The organism is Streptomyces sp. NPDC020845 (assembly GCF_044334165.1).
GTDB lineage: Bacteria > Actinomycetota > Actinomycetes > Streptomycetales > Streptomycetaceae > Streptomyces.
Window position 1 is genome coordinate 1 of record NZ_JBIRSJ010000046.1, and the last position, 16,242, is coordinate 16,242.

The 16,242-nt window shown below is 67.7% G+C and carries 14 protein-coding genes and 2 pseudogenes; 9 read left to right on the plus strand and 7 right to left on the minus strand.

From position 1 onward, the window contains the following. The first annotated feature begins 268 nt into the window (after nt 1-268). On the plus strand, nt 269-1,702 hold the full coding sequence (locus tag ACH4U7_RS52215) for an FAD-dependent oxidoreductase (RefSeq protein ID WP_398534789.1): 1,434 nt from the start codon (nt 269-271) through the stop codon (nt 1,700-1,702). A 791-nt stretch (nt 1,703-2,493) separates the two neighbouring features. On the opposite strand, the gene ACH4U7_RS52220 is transcribed toward ACH4U7_RS52215, so the two are convergent. Both ACH4U7_RS52220 and ACH4U7_RS52225 read right to left on the minus strand, forming a co-directional pair. Next, nucleotides 2,494-3,270 (minus strand): SDR family oxidoreductase, encoded by a 777-nt coding sequence (locus tag ACH4U7_RS52220; protein ID WP_398534790.1) that lies wholly within the window; start codon nt 3,268-3,270, stop codon nt 2,494-2,496. 148 nt (nt 3,271-3,418) lie between these two features. Then, nucleotides 3,419-4,255 (minus strand): SDR family NAD(P)-dependent oxidoreductase, encoded by an 837-nt coding sequence (locus tag ACH4U7_RS52225; RefSeq protein WP_398534791.1) that lies wholly within the window; start codon nt 4,253-4,255, stop codon nt 3,419-3,421. 174 nt (nt 4,256-4,429) lie between these two features. Between ACH4U7_RS52225 and ACH4U7_RS52230 the strand changes: the two genes are divergently transcribed. After that, complete coding sequence (locus tag ACH4U7_RS52230) at nt 4,430-4,909, plus strand: MarR family winged helix-turn-helix transcriptional regulator (RefSeq protein WP_398534792.1); 480 nt, start codon at nt 4,430-4,432, stop codon at nt 4,907-4,909. 227 nt (nt 4,910-5,136) lie between these two features. On the opposite strand, the gene ACH4U7_RS52235 is transcribed toward ACH4U7_RS52230, so the two are convergent. Beyond that, a complete protein-coding gene (locus ACH4U7_RS52235; protein WP_398534793.1) occupies nt 5,137-6,012 on the minus strand; it encodes a helix-turn-helix transcriptional regulator in 876 nt (291 codons plus the stop codon). A 315-nt stretch (nt 6,013-6,327) separates the two neighbouring features. Between ACH4U7_RS52235 and ACH4U7_RS52240 the strand changes: the two genes are divergently transcribed. From ACH4U7_RS52240 to ACH4U7_RS52270, 7 genes and pseudogenes are all read left to right on the plus strand, one after another. Continuing rightward, nucleotides 6,328-7,200: a helix-turn-helix transcriptional regulator gene (locus ACH4U7_RS52240; RefSeq protein ID WP_398534794.1), complete on the plus strand. Its 873-nt coding sequence runs from the start codon at nt 6,328-6,330 to the stop codon at nt 7,198-7,200. Between the two features lie 194 nt (nt 7,201-7,394). Continuing rightward, a complete protein-coding gene (locus tag ACH4U7_RS52245) occupies nt 7,395-7,961 on the plus strand; it encodes a flavin reductase family protein (RefSeq protein ID WP_398534795.1) in 567 nt (188 codons plus the stop codon). A 142-nt stretch (nt 7,962-8,103) separates the two neighbouring features. Beyond that, complete coding sequence (locus tag ACH4U7_RS52250; protein WP_398534796.1) at nt 8,104-9,102, plus strand: NADP-dependent oxidoreductase; 999 nt, start codon at nt 8,104-8,106, stop codon at nt 9,100-9,102. Nucleotides 9,103-9,142: 40 nt separating this feature from the next. Continuing rightward, a pseudogene (locus tag ACH4U7_RS52255) lies at nt 9,143-10,145 on the plus strand (NAD(+)/NADH kinase); the annotation flags it as partial. 149 nt (nt 10,146-10,294) lie between these two features. After that, nucleotides 10,295-10,567 carry an Atu4866 domain-containing protein gene (locus tag ACH4U7_RS52260; protein WP_398534797.1) on the plus strand — a complete coding sequence of 91 codons (273 nt, stop codon included), beginning with the start codon at nt 10,295-10,297 and terminating at the stop codon, nt 10,565-10,567. Between the two features lie 133 nt (nt 10,568-10,700). After that, nucleotides 10,701-12,272, plus strand: coding sequence for a Na+/H+ antiporter (locus ACH4U7_RS52265; RefSeq protein WP_398534798.1), 1,572 nt, complete (start codon nt 10,701-10,703; stop codon nt 12,270-12,272). A 298-nt stretch (nt 12,273-12,570) separates the two neighbouring features. Then, a pseudogene (locus tag ACH4U7_RS52270) lies at nt 12,571-13,013 on the plus strand (transposase); the annotation flags it as partial. On the opposite strand, the gene ACH4U7_RS52275 reads toward ACH4U7_RS52270, so the two are convergent. The 4 genes from ACH4U7_RS52275 to ACH4U7_RS52290 form a co-directional block, all read right to left on the minus strand. Then, a complete protein-coding gene (locus ACH4U7_RS52275) occupies nt 12,904-13,500 on the minus strand; it encodes an RNA polymerase sigma factor (RefSeq protein WP_398534799.1) in 597 nt (198 codons plus the stop codon). The pseudogene ACH4U7_RS52270 and the gene ACH4U7_RS52275 overlap by 110 nt on opposite strands. 131 nt (nt 13,501-13,631) lie before the next feature. Then, nucleotides 13,632-14,831, minus strand: a complete 1,200-nt coding sequence (locus tag ACH4U7_RS52280; protein ID WP_398534800.1) for an oxidoreductase — start codon at nt 14,829-14,831, stop codon at nt 13,632-13,634. Between the two features lie 444 nt (nt 14,832-15,275). Continuing rightward, nucleotides 15,276-15,485, minus strand: a complete 210-nt coding sequence (locus ACH4U7_RS52285; protein WP_398534801.1) for an integrase core domain-containing protein — start codon at nt 15,483-15,485, stop codon at nt 15,276-15,278. 23 nt (nt 15,486-15,508) lie between these two features. Beyond that, nucleotides 15,509-15,964 carry a transposase gene (locus tag ACH4U7_RS52290; RefSeq protein ID WP_398534802.1) on the minus strand — a complete coding sequence of 152 codons (456 nt, stop codon included), beginning with the start codon at nt 15,962-15,964 and terminating at the stop codon, nt 15,509-15,511. Nucleotides 15,965-16,242 lie beyond the last annotated feature (278 nt).

Genomic DNA, 16,242 nt, shown 5'->3' on the forward strand with positions numbered 1-16,242 from the left:
GCAACTCCAGTGGGTATTTCCTGGGAGCAGGCATCGTCTGGTCTCCTCTCGTGAGACCCATCTGACCTGCTGTCACCTCTCCCCGCATCTCGGGGGAACCTCAATCCAAAAGATGCCGTCGACCGGTTAGGCGACATTCACCGAGGTTGCGCGCTGCCTCGGCAGGCAACGATCGCTCTGGGGAGGTGCCTGCCAGAGCAACGGGATCTGGCAGCACCAGGCGGGGGCGGGCTCCGGGCCCGCCCCCCAAAGCGAGAGGGATTGCCCAGTGGCACGCATCGCCGTGATCGGCGCAGGCATCACCGGTATGGCCGCGGCGCTCTTCCTGGCCCGCGCCCACCACCACGTCACCCTCGTGGAGCAGGAGAAGCAATCCGTCACCGGCCGCCTCGATGAGGACTTCTTCGGCTGGGATCGACCCCGCGCACCCCAAGCGATCCAACCGCACGCGCTCCTCGGCCCGGCACGAGCAGTCCTGATGGCCGAGGCACCGGACGTATACGCCCATCTCAAGCAGCTGGGAGCCTGGGAACAGCACGAACTGGACTGGTTCGACACACGCCCCGTCTACCGGGCAGGCGACGAGCACCTCGTACTGGTCCGCACACGGCGCATCCTGCTGGAAACAGCCCTGCGTGCAGCAGTGGACGGCCAGGAGAACCTGCGCCTCCTGCAAGGCAGCAGGGTGATCGGCCTGCAATCCCGACAGACCCCAGGGCGGCCACCTCACATAACGGGCATCACGCTGGCGAGCGGCCAGGTGCACGCCGACCTGGTCGTGGACGCGGCAGGACGACGCTCACCCGTCGGCGGCTGGCTGGACGCCCTTGCTGCTCGCCCCCTGCAGAGCGAACGCCACCGCGTCGGCATGGCGTACGCCTGCCGCTGGTACCGCATGCCTTCCGACACGCGGCCTGGGCGCCGCACCCCCTACACTTCTGCTTCGCCGTACGCGCTGAGCATCGCCTTCCCCTCGGACAATGATCTGCTGGGCGTGGCACTGGTGTGCACCACCAAAGATCCCACGCTGCCCGCCCTAGCTGATCCCGAGGTCTTCGACGCCCTCGCCGCAGCGTTCCCCTCTTCAGGAGCCTGGCTTGCCGAAGGCGCCAAGCCGACGAGTGGCGTGCACATCATGGCCGGCCTGGACAACCAATGGAGCCCCACCGCAGACGAGCAGGGACCCCTGGTCACCGGTCTTGTCCGAGCCGGCGACGCTCTCGTCCACACCAACCCCACGCTCACGCAGGGCACAACCCTCGGCCTCTGGTCGGCCCAGCGGATCGCCGCCACCGCAGACGCCGTGGCCTACGACCGCGTCTACGCCGACGCCTACGCCCGCTGGTCCGAACGCGTCCTCAAGCCCTGGTACGACCTGCAGGTGGCCGCCGACCGGGACAACGAGGCGCGGCTCTCCGGAAATGCGGCTCCACCTGCGGATGATGAGCGTCGCCTGAAGGCGGCACGCTTCGCCTGTGCCCTCGAGGACCCGGTGGTCATGCGCGCCTGGGCGCGCGCCCGCCACCTACTCACCCTGCCCGACGAGGCTTTCGGCACCGACGAGGTGCGTGAACGTCTGATGAGGTGGCTTGCCGCAGGGGCTGGGGCACTTCCGGGGCTGGCGGGGCCGCCCAGGCACCAATGGGAGGACATCACCCGCAAGCAGACCGGCCCCGCCGGCAACGGTCACGGCAGGCTCTGAACACCCCGACCTTGGCGGACCGTCAACCCTCGACCAGGTCTGCCACCCGTGGGTCTCATCAGGGCACCACTGGAGGACCCTTCTCTGCGGAAGCGCCAGCAGCGGTACTGCTGCCGTCTGCCCACCGGCGGGCGAGTGCTCGGCAATCGTCCCACTTCGCCTGTGCAGCCCGTCTCTCAAGGCACTGGGGCGTCGACCGGCACGGCCCGCACCGGTTCGGGCCGTGCCCAGCTCGCCGGCGAGGGTGAGAGCATGGTCGGTGTCTTCCACCACGCTGGATACCCCCGGACATGTTCTTCTTTCTTGCCTTGGGCCGCGGTGTGATCAGAGCGATCACACGCCAGAAACCAGTGCGCCGCCCACGGGTCATGCCTGCAGGTTCCACGATCGCGGCGCGCGGCCGAGGAAGGTCGAGCAGTTGGCCAGGGAGAACGAGCAACCACCCGAAGCCCTGGCAGGGGGCAGGGTGGTGGACCTGACGCGCGGCCGCTGGTGGCCGAGCAGGCGTGCACCGCGCAGGAGGCGTGGTGGCCCTGCTGCGGAGGGCAGCACACAACACCAGGCTGAGGACGCCGCCCGCGCGATCATCGCAAGTTCGCGGGGCCGGCCGCTGTGTGCCTAGGACGCAGGCTCAGGCGTGACCCGACCGGAGTTCTGGTGGTGTGCGGCCGCGGCTCCCCGCCGGGGCGGGCTGGCAGCGGGGCCGTTGTGAGACAGGTGCCGGAAAACGCACGTCGGGGTGGGGGAGAACAGCCCGAGCTGTTCTCCCCCACCCCGACGTGTGCGGTGTCTCAGACCGCCTGGGCGGTGGGCAGGATGGTGATCTCGGTGAGGTTCACGTGGCGCGGCACGGCGGCCATGAAGGCCACGGTCTCGGCCACGTCGGCGCCCTGGAGGACGTCGATGTCGTGGATGAGGTCGGCCATGAGCTTGGAGGCGTCCGGGTCGGTCACGTGGTCAGGCAGTTCGGTGTCGACCATGCCGGGCTCGATGGTGGCGACGCGGACCATCTTCCGGCCCAGTTCGACGCGGAGCAGCCGGGTGAGGTGGCTGATGTAGGCCTTGGTGCCTGAGTAGATCGAGAACTTCTCCAGGATTCGGGTCGCCGCGATCGAGGAGGTGTTGATCAGGTCCGCGGGCTTGCCGTTCGCGGCAGCCTCGGTGAGGTGGGGCAGGAAGGCGGCGATGACGTTCATCAGGCCGGTGATGTTGAGGTCGATCTGGCGCTGCCACTCGTCGACCTTCAGTTCCTCGATGCCCGAGATCAGCTGGACGCCGGCGTTGTTGAATACCAGGTCGGCCTTGCCGAATCGGTCGGCGACCTGAGCTGCGGCGGCCTGGACGGCCTCGCGGTCGGTGACGTCCACCGCGATGGCGAGGGCGGTGCCGCCGCCGGCCTCGATGTTCTTCACGACGCTGTCCAGGCGCTCCTTGCGTCGGGCGAGGACCACCACGGTGGCGCCGAGCTCGGCCAGGCGTTCGGCGGTGACGGCGCCCATGCCGCTGGAGGCGCCGGAGACGACGGCGACACGACCGGCCAGGGGGTTTCCGGTGAGCAGAGCGGACATGACGAAGACCTCATTCTTCGGTGCGAAGGGATTGTGGGATGCGAGTCGAGGATGGTGGCCCGGCCAGCCGGACCGAGGGGGGAGCCCGCCGGCCGGCCGGGCTGCTGTCGCGGCCGCTGCCAGTGGGCGGCTTCGGGCCGGGTGCAGATCAGACGTCGTCGTGCGCGGTGGCGGCGGACTTCTCGCTCCACGGCTTGAGGTCGTCGCGGATCTGCTGGATCTTGACCTCGAGGCGCTCGAGGGTATCGCGGCCCAGGTACAGGTGGGTGGGGAGCTTGTCGGTCGAGGTGACCTCCACGATCAGGGCAGCGCCCTTGACCGGGTCGCCGAGCTGAGCGTGGTTGGCCTTGTCGATCCAGTCCAGCGTCACGTGCGCGGGCGTGTTGTCGTAGTCGGCGATACGGTTCGCGGCGACCGACAGGGAGCTGGAGTCGAGGAAGTCGGTCCGGAAGACGCCCGGTTCGACCACCATCGACTGGATGCCGAAGGGAGCCATCTCCACCGACAGTGCCTCGCTGATGCCGGCGACCGCGAACTTGGAGGCCGAGTACAGGCTGACGCCGGGCTCGCCTTCGAAGCCGGAGCGGGAGCCGATGTGCACCAGCTTGCCCGAGCCCTGCTTGCGCATGACGGGCAGAACGGCGCGTGTGACGTTGATCAGGCCGAAGACGTTCAGGTCGAACAGCGAACGGGCCTCGGCGTCAGTGATCTCCTCCAGCGCGCCGAGCAGGCCGCGGCCGGCGTTGTTGACCAGGACGTCGATCCCGCCGAACCTGGCGACGGCCGCTTCGACGGCCTGCGGGATGCTGTCGTTGTCCGTGACGTCGAGAGCCACCGGGAAGACGTTGTCGGCCTTCTTCAGATCCTCCGGAACGCGCTCCGGGTTACGGACGGCGACAACCACGTTATTCCCGGCCGCCAGAGCAGAGCGAGCAATTTCCGCGCCGATTCCACGGGAGGCGCCGGTGACGAACCACGTAGCCATGAGAGAAAACCTTTCTCGGTGCTTCCCCGCTTGCCGGGGAGTTCTTGCTTACGGATTCGAGTGTGCCCCTCGCCCAAGGCCGAATGAAGGCCGCGCTCTTCCTGGGTGTTTCATTCCTAGGATGAGCCGACCGGATTTTTAGTGACGTATCAACAAGCTGGTAGCATGGGTGCCATGTCTGAACCGCGATGGCTCACTCCCGACGAGGCCGAGGTCTGGGCGAAGTACCGGCTGCTGCGCCGCGAGCTGCAACGTGCCCAAGACCAGCAACTCCAGCAGGACTCGGGCCTGTCGGCGGCGGACTACGCGCTCCTCGCGCCGCTGTCCGAGTCGAGTGACGGGGTGCTGCGTGCCCGGGACCTCGGCAACGAGGTGGGGTGGGAGCGCAGCCGCCTGTCCCACCAGATCAGCCGCATGGAGAAACGTGGCCTGGTGGTCCGAGAGGCTTGCGCCGACGATGCACGCGGATCGATGGTGCGCTTGACCGAGCAGGGAAGGTCAGTCATCAAGGCGGCCGCGCCAGGACATGCGGAAACAGTGAAACGGCTTTTCTTCGACCCTCTCACGCCCGCCGAAGCTGAATCTCTCGGGCAAACACTTGAGAAGATTATCGGCGCCATTCGATCGAGTGCCCAGGATAATTCCGCTCCATAAGGCGTACCTGACCGTGGCCTGTCCGCAGCGGCCGCCCCTCGGTTCCCCTCGCTCAGGTAATTGCATGGCCGGTGGTGGTTTGCCGGCGGTCTCCGCGCGCGGGACGCAGGTCCCGATGCCGGTTTCGTCGGGGCGAACACGTGCTTCACCGGTCTGCAGGTAGCCCGCAGTCCTCGCCGCCAGGGCGGCGAGGACTGCGGGATTGCTGGCCTTCGACAGGACGATCGTCAGTTGTCCGATGCCGGCTCTTGCTGTTGCGGCACGCTGGATGCTGTGATCGATCCCAGCAGCGCCAGAGCATCCGCCGAGGACGACGTCGGCTCGGCCTGCAAAATGATCAGTTGCTGGCCAGGGGCGCTGCGGATGTTGAGGGCCTCGTGCCGCAGCTCGAGGTCCCCGACCGCTGAGTGGTGCATCTGTTTGACCTCATACGGCGGCACCCGTGCGTACTCCCGCGCCCACAGAGTGCGGAATTCGCTGCTGCGGACGGACAGTTCTCCGACCAGTTCAAGGATGCGGGGATCGTCCGGCGTGCTCGCGGCGGTCTGCTGCAGATCTGCGACGGCCCGGTGCTTGGCCCTTTCGGGGTTGCGGTAGAAGGCCCTGGCTGCGGGATCCAGGAACAGCATCCTCAAGACGTTGTCCTGCTGTGCGAAGTCGGAGTAGAGAGCATCGGCGAGTGGATTGGTCGCCAGGATGTCCTGGGCGTGGCCGATGATGAAGGCCGGTGTCCTGGTCCACGTCGTGATGAGCTGCCGCAGGTGAGCCTGAGCGCGCTCCACACGGACGGGAGACTTGGACCGCCGGGTTCCGGGCTGGGCCAGCCGGTACAGCTGAAGGATATCCTCTTCGCCCAACTGCAGGACCCGCGCCACGGCGTCCAGGACTCGCCGCGACGGGGTGAGCTCGCGGCCTTGTTCGAGCCGCATGTAGTAGCTCGAACTGACGCCTGCGAGAGCGGCTACCTCGTCGCGTCGCAGGCCGGGCACCCGCCGTCGGCCGGTGCTGGGCAGTCCCGCGTCCGTGGGGCTGAGGCGTTCCCGGCGGGCGCGGAGGAACTGACCCAGCCCTTCAACTGTGTCAGGGTGCGTGTCGTTGTCCATGTCTTCGAGGCTAGGGCGAAAAGGCCCTGGAAGGATCAGCGGACGGTGGGTGCATTACACCCAGGACCGAAGGTCCCCGTGGGCTCCGCCCCCCTGACAGGGGCCGCACGGACGCGGCCGACTTGCGGTTTCGGCCGTTGAAGCAGGGGACCGGAGGGTCCGGTGGCGGGCTCCAGGACCGGTAGACGCGGGCAAAGTGCGGGGAAAATCCCAACGCTCAAGACCGGCGCTCACCTTCCGTAAGGGATAAACCACCATTTGCCATATTACATCGTGGACATCCAGAAAGGCCGGAAACCGTCTAGTCTTACTGGCATGAGCAATGGGACGCCATTGGGCGAGTTTCTCAGAGCCCGCCGAGAGGCCCTGAAGCCGCATGATGTCGGTCTTCCCGAGCACGGACGCCGTCGAGTACGAGGGCTGCGCAGGGAAGAAGTCGCACTGCTGGCCGGAGTCAGCTCCGACTACTACATCAGGCTCGAGCAGGGACGCGAGTGCAGTCCCTCTCCGCAGGTCGTCGATGCCGTGGCACAGGCGCTGAAACTGAACGAGGAGGCCACCGATCACCTCAATCGACTCTGTCTGGCTGCCTCGCAGCGTCCGCGTAGATGGGGAGCGCAGGGAGAAGTGAGCCGCCAGCTGTTGGAGTTGATGGAAGGCTGGGAACACACACCCGCGTTCGTCCTCGGCCCCGCCCTCGACGTGCTGGCCGGCAACAGCCTGGCCACCGCACTGCACGGCGGATTCGGTGACTTCGACAACCTTGCATACATGGTCTTCGTCGATCCGGCCGGCCGAGAGTTCTACCAGGAGTGGGAACGCGCGGCGCACTCGTGCGTCGCCGAGCTCCGCGCCGCCTACGGTTACGATCCCGAATCGGAACGGATCGCCGAGGTGGTCAAGGAACTCTCCGTGCTCAGCGAGGAGTTCGCCGACATCTGGGGAATGCACGAGGTAAAGAGCAAGTCCCAGGAGGGCAAGCACCTCAAGCATCCCCAAGTAGGCGACCTGCACATCAAGTTCGCCGCCTTCACCGTCAACGGCGCTCCGCATCAGCAACTGGTCGTCTATCAGGCCGAACCGGCCAGTCCGACCGCCGTCGCCTTCGAGACGCTGCGCGCCATGGCCACAGCACCGAAGCAGGCCCAGGTCGAGGCCGCACCCGGCCTCGAGGTCAACGAAATCTGACCCACCCGGCGGCCGGTCCCCGCCTTGCACCGTCAGGACCGGCCGCCGGCAGAGCACACCCTGGCCCTGTCGCACCCAGGAACATCACGGCCTTCACCCCGGACCGCCCGCCTGCCAAGACTGGTCGGCATCAGGCGCTACTGCGGACGGCCATCTGCGCCGGCCCGCGCATCCCACGGCCTCCCGGAGCAGACATGATCACGGTCAACGACCTTCAGGCGCATCCTTTGGACCAGGTCCACCGGCTCATCGAGCCCGGCCCGGTCATCCTGATCACCACCCAGCATCGCGGCGTGCCCAATGTCATGACCAACGGCTTCAACATGATGGTGCGCCACGCCCCGCCCTTGATCGCGGCCACCGTGGGCCCCTGGGACTACAGCTACCAGGCCCTGGTCGAGACCGGTGAATGCGTCGTCTCGGTGCCCACCGCAGACATGGCGGACACGGTCGTCGACATCGGCAACTGCTCAGGAGCGGACGTCGACAAGTTCCACGCGTTCGGCCTCACCGCCGTGGCAGGCGAGAAGGTCCAAGCTCCGCTGGTGGGGGAGTGCTGGGCCAACCTCGAATGCAAGGTGGCCGACACCAGCCTGGTGGGGGCCTACAACCTGTTCCTCCTGGAGCCGGTCAGGGCCTGGACGGACCCCTCCCGGTCCCGCCCCCGGCTGTTCCACCACCGCGGCGACGGAACGTTCTCCGTGGACGGCGACGTCCTTGATCTCAAGGACCGGATGACCAAGTGGCAGTACCTCCTGTGAGAACGCCGCAGCGCCTCACCCCGGGTCGCGGTGGCTGAAGTCCCGCTCCGCGGCCACGGATGCGACCGGTTGTTGATGCATCAACAACCGGGTAGGGTGAGGTCCACAGAAAGCCGCACCGCGCGTCGATCAGGAGTCGGTCATGCCACGAGCAGTGAAGTTCTCGCGCTACGGCGGTCCGGAAGTGCTGGAGATCGCCCAGGTGCCCAAACCGACACCCGGTCCGGGTGAGGTCGTGGTGCGCGTGGTGGTCGCCCCCGTCAATCCGGGCGAGGCCGGTATCCGGCAGGGTGTGTTCGCCGACATCTGGCCGGCTGCCTTCCCCGAGGGGCAAGGCAACGACTTCGCCGGCTGGGTCACCGCGCTGGGTGAGGGCGTCGACAGCTTCGAGATCGGCGACGAGGTCATCGGCTACGTCCCCCGTGCCGCGCAGGCCGACTACGTCGTCTCACCGGCGCACCTGCTCGCCGCCAAGCCCGCAGAGATCAGCTGGGAGATGGCCGCCCCCCTGTCCGCCGTCGGGGTGACCGCCTGGGCCGCGGTCAACGCCGTCGGTGTCCGCGCCGGTGAAACCGTCGTCGTCTCGGCTGCCGCAGGCGGAGTGGGCTCGATCGCCGCGCAACTGGCCCGCCTGCGCGGCGCAACCGTCATCGGCACCGCCAGCCCCCACAACGACGACTTCCTGCGCTCACTCGGCGTCGTCCCCGTCCAGCACGGCCCCGGCCTCACCGACCGGCTGCGGGCGGCCGCGCCCGAAGGTATCGACGCCTTCATCGACACCTTCGGCCAAGGCAATGTCGATGCGGCCATCGCCCTCGGCGTCTCCCCATACCGCATCAACACCATCGCCGACGGCCGAGCAGTCGCCCGCTACGGTGTGCACCACCAAGCCCAAGAGGACGCCTTCTCCGCGCAACTCGTCGCCGAACTCGCCGCCCTCGTCGCCAAGAAGCGCCTGATCGTCCCGATCAGCACGGTCTATCCCCTGGAACAGGTCCAGGACGCCTACCGGCAGGTCCAGCAACGCCATACCCGAGGCAAGATCGTGCTCGCCCTGGTCCCCGAGGAGGAGCGGGCCGACCTGGCCCGCCAACTGCGCGCCGACGACCGAGCAACCACCACCGTCCCGCCGACCCTTTGATCCCACCGGGCCACCCTGCCGGCCGCACCCGGGAGGACTCATGCCCGTTCGCCGTACGGACTCGTCGTCCATCAGGGCGCCCCGAAGCCCTTGACGCTGCCCGAGCCGTCCACGGATGGAGCGACAGCCACGGCATCGATGCACCGACATCGACGTCTGGACCAAAGACCACCACCGCAAGACGGGCCGAGAGGAAGCCGCCGCCTGCGATCCCGACCTCGTCGTCACCCTCGGTGGAGACGCCACCTTCCTCCGAGGCGCCCGCACCGCACTCCAGAGCCAGGCTGGCGCCCTGGACGTCGACCTCGGCAAGGTCGGCTTCCTCACCGAAGTCCCTGCCCGTGACGTCACCACCGCTCTCGACGCCGTCCATGGCGGACGGGCGGTCACAGAAGAGTGCATGACCCTCACCATGCGCGCCTCCAGGCTCCTGGAGATCCCGGCACAGCTGGAGGCACTGCTGCCCTACGGGCGCGGCCCCACCCTGCCCGCACCGCAGGTCCGCCCGGAAACCACCGAAGGCGAGGGCTGAGGCGTAGCCCTGGACGTCATGGCCCTCAACGACGTCGTCCTGGAGAAGCTCGCACGCGACCGACAGGTCAGCGTCGGCGTCTACCTGGCAGGCCGTCTGCTCGCCTCCTGTTCGGCCGACGCCTGGCGGTCGGCACCCCCACCGGATCGGCCGCCTATAGGTTCGCCGGGGGCAGCCCTGTGCTCTCGCCCCACATGGACGCCGTCGTCTTCACCCCGATCGCCCCCCACATGACTTTCAACCGCAGTGTGATCGCAGCCCCCGATGAACCCCTCGCCCTCCGCGTCCTGCCGCACTCAGGACCGGCCGCCGTCAGCATCGACGGCCAGCTCAGAGGTGTCCTCGATCCCGGTGACTGGATCGGCCTCTTCCGCGCCCCCACCGCGTCCGGCTGCTACGCCTGCACGCCACCGACTTCTACGGGCGCCTCCGGGACCGTTTCCGCCGCACCGACGCGCCCGCCACCGTGCACGTTGGCACCTCCGAGCCCTACTGCCGCCCCGACACCCCATCCTGGCCGGCATGCGCCTGCCACCCCCGCTGCCGCACGACAGGCACCCATCAGGAAGCCGGAGGAGGCGGCCAAGACCAACGTGGGTGCAAAACTCCCAGGAACTACTTGGCCTGGTTGCCCACGCCGCCGCGGGCGAACGTAGAGGCATGAACACCGACGCACCTCACCCCTTCGTCGGCATGTGGGTCACCGCCGATGGCCACATCCGCCAGGAGCTCCTGCCCAACGGCCGCTACGACGAAGCCCGCGGCAGCCGTCAGAGCGCCTACACCGGTAGCTACACCGTCACGGGCAACCACATCGACTACGTCGACGACACCGGCTTCACCGCAACCGGCGACGTCCGCGACGGAGTGCTGTACCACGAACACCTCGTCCTCTACCGCGAAGACGCCACCGCCACCGACCGCCAGAAGTGAACCCGTGGGTGCCTGCCCGGCAGGCACCCACGGCCATATGCGCAGCAGCGGCCATCCGGAAAAGCCGCTGCGCGTCTCTGGCCCCTGTGAGCCAGCCCCAGGTCCCGGCCCACAGAACGGAAGGAAACCGGACATGGAGAGCCTCGAACTGGTCGTCGTCATCGGCACCGCCATCCTCGCGATGGGCTGGCTGGCCAGGCGTACCGGCATCAGCGAACCCCTCCTGCTCCTCGCAGCCGGGGGTCTCCTAGGACTCGCTCCCGCCTTCGACTCCGTCTCTCTCGAACCCGAAGTCGTACTGCTGCTCTTCCTGCCTGCCCTCCTGTACTGGGAAGCACTCACCTCATCGGTCCGAGAGATCCGCAGCAATCTGCGCAGCATCGCCCTCCAGTCCACCGGACTGGTCATCGCCACCGCCGCCACCGTCGCTCTCGCTGCACACGCCCTCGGCTACACCTGGCCCATCGCCTTCGTCCTCGGGGCGGTCCTGGCCCCCACGGACGCGGCCGCCGTAGCCGCCGTAGCTACCGCAATGCCGCGGCGCATCCTCACCATGCTGCGCACCGAAAGTCTCCTCAACGACGGCACCGCCCTGGTCCTGCTGGCCGTCACCGTCGAGGTCGCCACGGACGACCAAGCCTTCTCGTGGGGCAGGACCGCCTTCGACTTCGCCGGAAGCTACGCCGGAGGCATCCTCGTCGGTGCCTCAGTGGCCGTCGTCCTCCTCGCCGTCCGTCGGCACCTGCGCGATGCGCTGCTGCACAGCGTCCTCAGTGTGGCCACACCCTTCATCGCCTTCCTTCCCGCCGAGCTGCTGCACGTCTCCGGTGTCCTTGCGGTCGTCACCTGCGGTCTGGTCACCACCCGCATGGGACCTCGCGTCATCAGCTCGCAGGCACGCATCCAGGCCGTGGCCTTCTGGCAGGTTACAAGTCACCTGCTCAACGGCGCCCTGTTCGTCCTGGTCGGCCTGCAACTGCCCGCCGCGTGCCGCGCGCTCAGCTCGGTCTCGCTGATGCAGGCTGCCGCGGCCGCCGTTCTGATCAGTGTCGTGGTCTTCGGAACTCGAGCGGTGTGGTTCTACACCATGCCCTACGTCATTCGCCTGCTGGACCGCCGTCCAGGGCAGCGAGCCCGACGCATCAGCGCAATCCAACGTCTCCCGCTCGCCTGGGCGGGGATGCGCGGAGCCATCTCCCTCGCAGCCGCACTCACCGTCCCCGCCGTCACCGCGGACGGACGCATTGTGCAGCAGCGGGACGCCGTCGTCTTCATCACTGCCGTGGTGATCGTTGTGTCCCTCACCGTCATGGGACCCACGCTGCCGGCCGTCGTGCGCCGCGCGCGATACCCAAAGGACGAGGACCCGGCCCGGGAGCTCGCCCTGGCACACCGGCACCTCGGTGCAAGCGCCCTGGCCGCGCTCCCCGGCCTGGCCGCACAGCACCATGTCGATGAGGACACCGCCAGCCGCATCGCTCAGCACATCAGTGAGCGAGCCGGTTTGTCCGCCGACGAGGCTGTAGGCAACCGCCAGTCCCTGGGACTGGATCTGCTTGACGTCAAACGGCAGGCACTGGCGGACTTGCGTGACCAGGGACAGATCGACGACATGGTCCTGCGCCGGGTGCAGGAGTACCTCGATGTCGAAGAACTGCGCCTGTCGCGCACGACCTCATCTCATGACCACACTGCCGAGGTGTGATCCGCGCCGGCAAAGCCGCGGCCGCCACGGAATGAACACGGCCATTAGGCAGTGATCACCGACGCCCGGGAGACCGAGCAGTTGCCACTGTGATGACGTCATCGCGCAGGGCGCGGCCGGTGCAGTCGGCGCAGCCTGGCCCCCTCGCGGTGGCGACGGTCAGGAAGCCGGCGATCCCGGCAGCCTGCGCGGTGCTGGGTCCGCTTCCCCCGGCGGGGTCAGCACCCACGGGCGTTTCCCCTTGAGCGTGGACACCCTGATCATTGGATCGTGATGATCCATAGGACAGGAGTTCCCGTTGGGGACGTCGAAGTACGCGCCTGAGTTCCGGGCCGATGCCGTCGCGCTGTACCACTCCAGCCCGGGTGGGACGTACGCGTCGGTGGCCAAGGACCTGGGTGTGAACCACGAGACGCTCCGCACGTGGGTGCGGGATGCCGAGCAGGCCGCCTGGCCCGGGGCGGTGGAGGCCACCGCGATGGAGAAGGAGAACCGGCAGCTGCGGGCGCGGGTGAAGGAACTCGAGCTCGAGCGGGAGATCCTGCGGAGGGCCGCGAAGTATTCTGCGGCGGAGACCAGTTGGTGAGCAGCCGCTTCCAGTTCGTCGAGGATCACCGTGGCGCCTTCGGCGTCAAGCGGCTGTGCCGGATACTCGCGGTCTCGCGTTCCGGCTTCTACCGGTGGTTGGCCGGCGCATCCGCGCGGGCCGGCCGGGCGAGGGCGGATGCCGAGCTCGCCGAGCACTCAACCCGCCCCTGACCTGGGGATTGACAAGGGCTTCGGAGAAGTCGGGGACCACATCGAGGTCCGCGCGGCGGTCCGGCAGCCGCTCCATGGCGGCCCGGTGTCGCCGTGCGGCACGCCGAGTGTTGCGCAGCACGTTGGTTGCAATGCCGAAGAGCCAGTGGCGCAGTCCGTCAGCCGTGCACTCCTTCGAAGCATCGGTCGCTGCGAACTCGGTGTCCGACAGCAGTCGATCGCGCAGTCTCCAAGCCTCCAGAAAAGTCAGGGATACGACGTCCTCGGCTCCTGCCGGATCTCCCAGCCATCGTGCGGCGTGAGCGTGCACGGCTTGCGCATGCTCACGGAACAGCTGGGCGAACGCCTGCGCGTCACCGCTCCGAATGCGGGCACGTGAGAAAGTTCCACACTTCGCCCTGTCCGCCCGGCACCGGGCGTTCTTATGGCCTGCGTCACAGGCGGGTTGCGCTCGGGAGCAGCTGCACATTGGCCTCGCCCGGAGATGGCATCCGGCTGTACGCGCCGTTTGACGCCCGGCACACGCAGTCGACCGGATCAACAGGAGGCAGCGGATTGCCCGACGCTTCCCTCCGGGTCACGCAACGCCGGATCAGAAGGTCACAACAGGAGGGAGACTGGTGACTGGACGCCTGCAAGCAGACGCCCGTAGTCCTCGCGCGTCAGGAACGGGTTGAATTGCACGTGGCGGCTGCCGGTTTCCATGTCCCGCCAGAAGCGCTGCAGAGGATGGGACTGGGCGAACCCGGCAGTGCCGTTCAGGTCCAGCAGCTTGCTCATCCCGGAACGGGCGTTCTCGATCGCAGCGACCATCTCCATCCGCAGCGCGGAGCGCTCCTGGGGTGCCAGCGGCTCCCCGACGAGGGCCGCGTCCGCCTCGCTGGCGACAGCCACAACCTGACGAGCAGCACGACTGATGAGACGGTCCGCCTCGCCCAGCCACATCTGCGCCGAGGGCGAATCAGTGGTGTCCCGGTACACCGAGGCCATGATGCCCCGACCGGACTCAAGGGTCTGGCGCACCGCGTCCAGGGCTCCCACGGCGGCACCGACCACGGGAGCCAGCAAGTTGAGCGCAGAGCCGATCTTCAACGCCGCAGGAAAGCCGGCACCTCCACCCGCTGCCGCAGCCACCGCCGCCGTGATGATGCGGTGGTTGGGCACCAGAACACCGTCCGCCACCAGACTCTGGCTGCCCGTCCCGCTCAGCCCCGCCACATGCCAGGTGTCCTTCACCTGCAGGTCCTTCACCGGGACCAGGACGGTCGCAGCCGAATGCGGATCTTCCGCCGTTTTGGGCAGGGCAGTGCCGAGCAGCGCCCAGTCAGCGTCTTCGCAGCCGGAGGCTGCCGCCCAGGTTCCGGACAGAAGTACACCACCGTCCACGCGGACCGCCTGACCGTGGACGCTGGCCACCGAGCAGACCAAGACGTCCGGTCCGAAGGCGTAGAACTCCTCCACTGCGGCCGGCGGCAGCATGACCGTCATCGGCTTGACACCGTTGTAGATTCCGGCGACCCATGCCGTCGATGGGCAGGCCCGCGCCAGGGCAAGGCCGACCTCGACTTGTGTGCGAATGGAGGCCTCCCACCCGCCGCGGTTCTGTGGGGTGGTCAACCGCAGCAGCCCGGCAGCGCGAAGCCTGTCGAGATTTGCCGCAGCTGGCCGACGCCGGGCTTCCGTTGTGTGAGCATTCGCCCGGAGGACAGGCAGCGTTTTCAGGGCTTCGGCCAGGAGCTGATCTTCGGTGTGCAAGGGAAGCGGTGCAGGACGCGTGGCATCGGCCTGAGGGGACGACATGAGATGGGCTCCGTTGCGTTGTGCAGGTCGGTAAGACACGCCAGCCGTGGCCGCACACCGCGAGGCTCCACGTCCTCGCCGAGAGGACGGGCACAACGGCGCAATCATCACGGCCACCTGTGCGCCAGCGTTCGCCACGCTCGCACTCAAGGGCATCGAGGCGCATCGGCAGGTTGTGCCTACTTACGGCCAGGGGAACCACCCCTCCGCGCTGTGCCGATGACGAGACGGCCAATGAGTCGCCCTCGACGCGCTCGGGACGCCAACGCGACCATGCGCTCGTGTATCCCAGGCTGGAGCGAGGACGCCGCAGGGTCCAGCAGGTTGGCCAGCCTGACCAGCCGACGCGCTTCCTCGTCCGTAGCGGCGGCCACGTACACCAATCCCACGTGCAGATTGCTCTCTGAGCTGCCCCGAGTTTCGTAGAGTCCGGTGATCTTTGTTTCAGGCGGACTGCGGGGCGGCGTCCTGTTGTCGCCACCAGTCGCGTTCGTACTCGGCGGGCGGTACGTAGTCGAGGGCGGAGTGGAGCCGTTCCTCGTTGTACCACGTGACCCACTGGAAGATCGCCCGCTCGACCTTGTCGACGTCCCTCCAGGGGCCCTGCATCTCGATCAGCTCGGCCTTGAAGGTGCCGTTCACGGCTTCAGCCATCGCGTTGACGCTCCTATAGTTCGTCAAGTCGCTTTCATAGGTGGTTGCTTGGCCTTGATGTACTGGTAGATCCCCCGGGCCAGGTACAGTTTGAGGCAGCGGATGATCTCCTGTTTCGTCTTGCCCTCCGTCGTGCGCCGGGCAACGTAGTCGATAGTGGGCTGGTGGAAGCGCATTCGGACGATCACCACGCGATAGAGCGCGGAGTTCAGCTGCCGGTGGCCGCCGCGGTTGAGCCGGTGCCGGTTCGTCTTGCCGGACGAGGCCGGGACGGGGCAGACACCCGCGAGCTTGGCAAACGCGGCCTGGGAGCGGATGCGCTCGGGGTTGTCGCCGACGGTGACAAGCACTTCGGCGACGGTGTCCGCGCCGATCCCGAAGGCGTCGACCAGGTCTGGAGCGTGGGCCTTGGTGAGCTGCCCCAGCAGAACGTCGTGTTCCTTGACCTCGTCGTGGAGATCTTTCCAACGGCGGGCCATGGCGCGTATGGAGTGCTTCGCGGAGGCTGCTGGGCTGGTCACGGGGCCCGGCCGCAGGCCGGCGCATCGTTCGATGAGGGTCATCTTCGGCAAGCCCTGTAGTTGCTGCCGCAGCTCTGCCCTTGCCAGAAACCTCATCCGTGCAGGTCACGCCGCGTGCTGATATTCGTGGAGGAGGCCGCTGAGGCGATCGTGTCGGCGTATGTCGAGGTGGGCTAACGTGTCTGGATCGTCGATCGGCGGGGGCAATGGGTGCAGCGGTCTGCCGTTCGCGATGC

Coding starts and splice junctions, on each gene's coding strand:
- ACH4U7_RS52220 (WP_398534790.1), bottom strand. CDS start 3,270: ATGTCCGCTCTGCTCACCGGAAACCCCCTGGCCGGTCGTGTCGCCGTC.
- ACH4U7_RS52225 (WP_398534791.1), bottom strand. CDS start 4,255: ATGGCTACGTGGTTCGTCACCGGCGCCTCCCGTGGAATCGGCGCGGAA.
- ACH4U7_RS52230 (WP_398534792.1), top strand. CDS start 4,430: ATGTCTGAACCGCGATGGCTCACTCCCGACGAGGCCGAGGTCTGGGCG.
- ACH4U7_RS52235 (WP_398534793.1), bottom strand. CDS start 6,012: ATGGACAACGACACGCACCCTGACACAGTTGAAGGGCTGGGTCAGTTC.
- ACH4U7_RS52240 (WP_398534794.1), top strand. CDS start 6,328: ATGAGCAATGGGACGCCATTGGGCGAGTTTCTCAGAGCCCGCCGAGAG.
- ACH4U7_RS52245 (WP_398534795.1), top strand. CDS start 7,395: ATGATCACGGTCAACGACCTTCAGGCGCATCCTTTGGACCAGGTCCAC.
- ACH4U7_RS52250 (WP_398534796.1), top strand. CDS start 8,104: ATGCCACGAGCAGTGAAGTTCTCGCGCTACGGCGGTCCGGAAGTGCTG.
- ACH4U7_RS52260 (WP_398534797.1), top strand. CDS start 10,295: ATGAACACCGACGCACCTCACCCCTTCGTCGGCATGTGGGTCACCGCC.
- ACH4U7_RS52265 (WP_398534798.1), top strand. CDS start 10,701: ATGGAGAGCCTCGAACTGGTCGTCGTCATCGGCACCGCCATCCTCGCG.
- ACH4U7_RS52275 (WP_398534799.1), bottom strand. CDS start 13,500: ATGTGCAGCTGCTCCCGAGCGCAACCCGCCTGTGACGCAGGCCATAAG.
- ACH4U7_RS52280 (WP_398534800.1), bottom strand. CDS start 14,831: ATGTCGTCCCCTCAGGCCGATGCCACGCGTCCTGCACCGCTTCCCTTG.
- ACH4U7_RS52285 (WP_398534801.1), bottom strand. CDS start 15,485: ATGGCTGAAGCCGTGAACGGCACCTTCAAGGCCGAGCTGATCGAGATG.
- ACH4U7_RS52290 (WP_398534802.1), bottom strand. CDS start 15,964: ATGGCCCGCCGTTGGAAAGATCTCCACGACGAGGTCAAGGAACACGAC.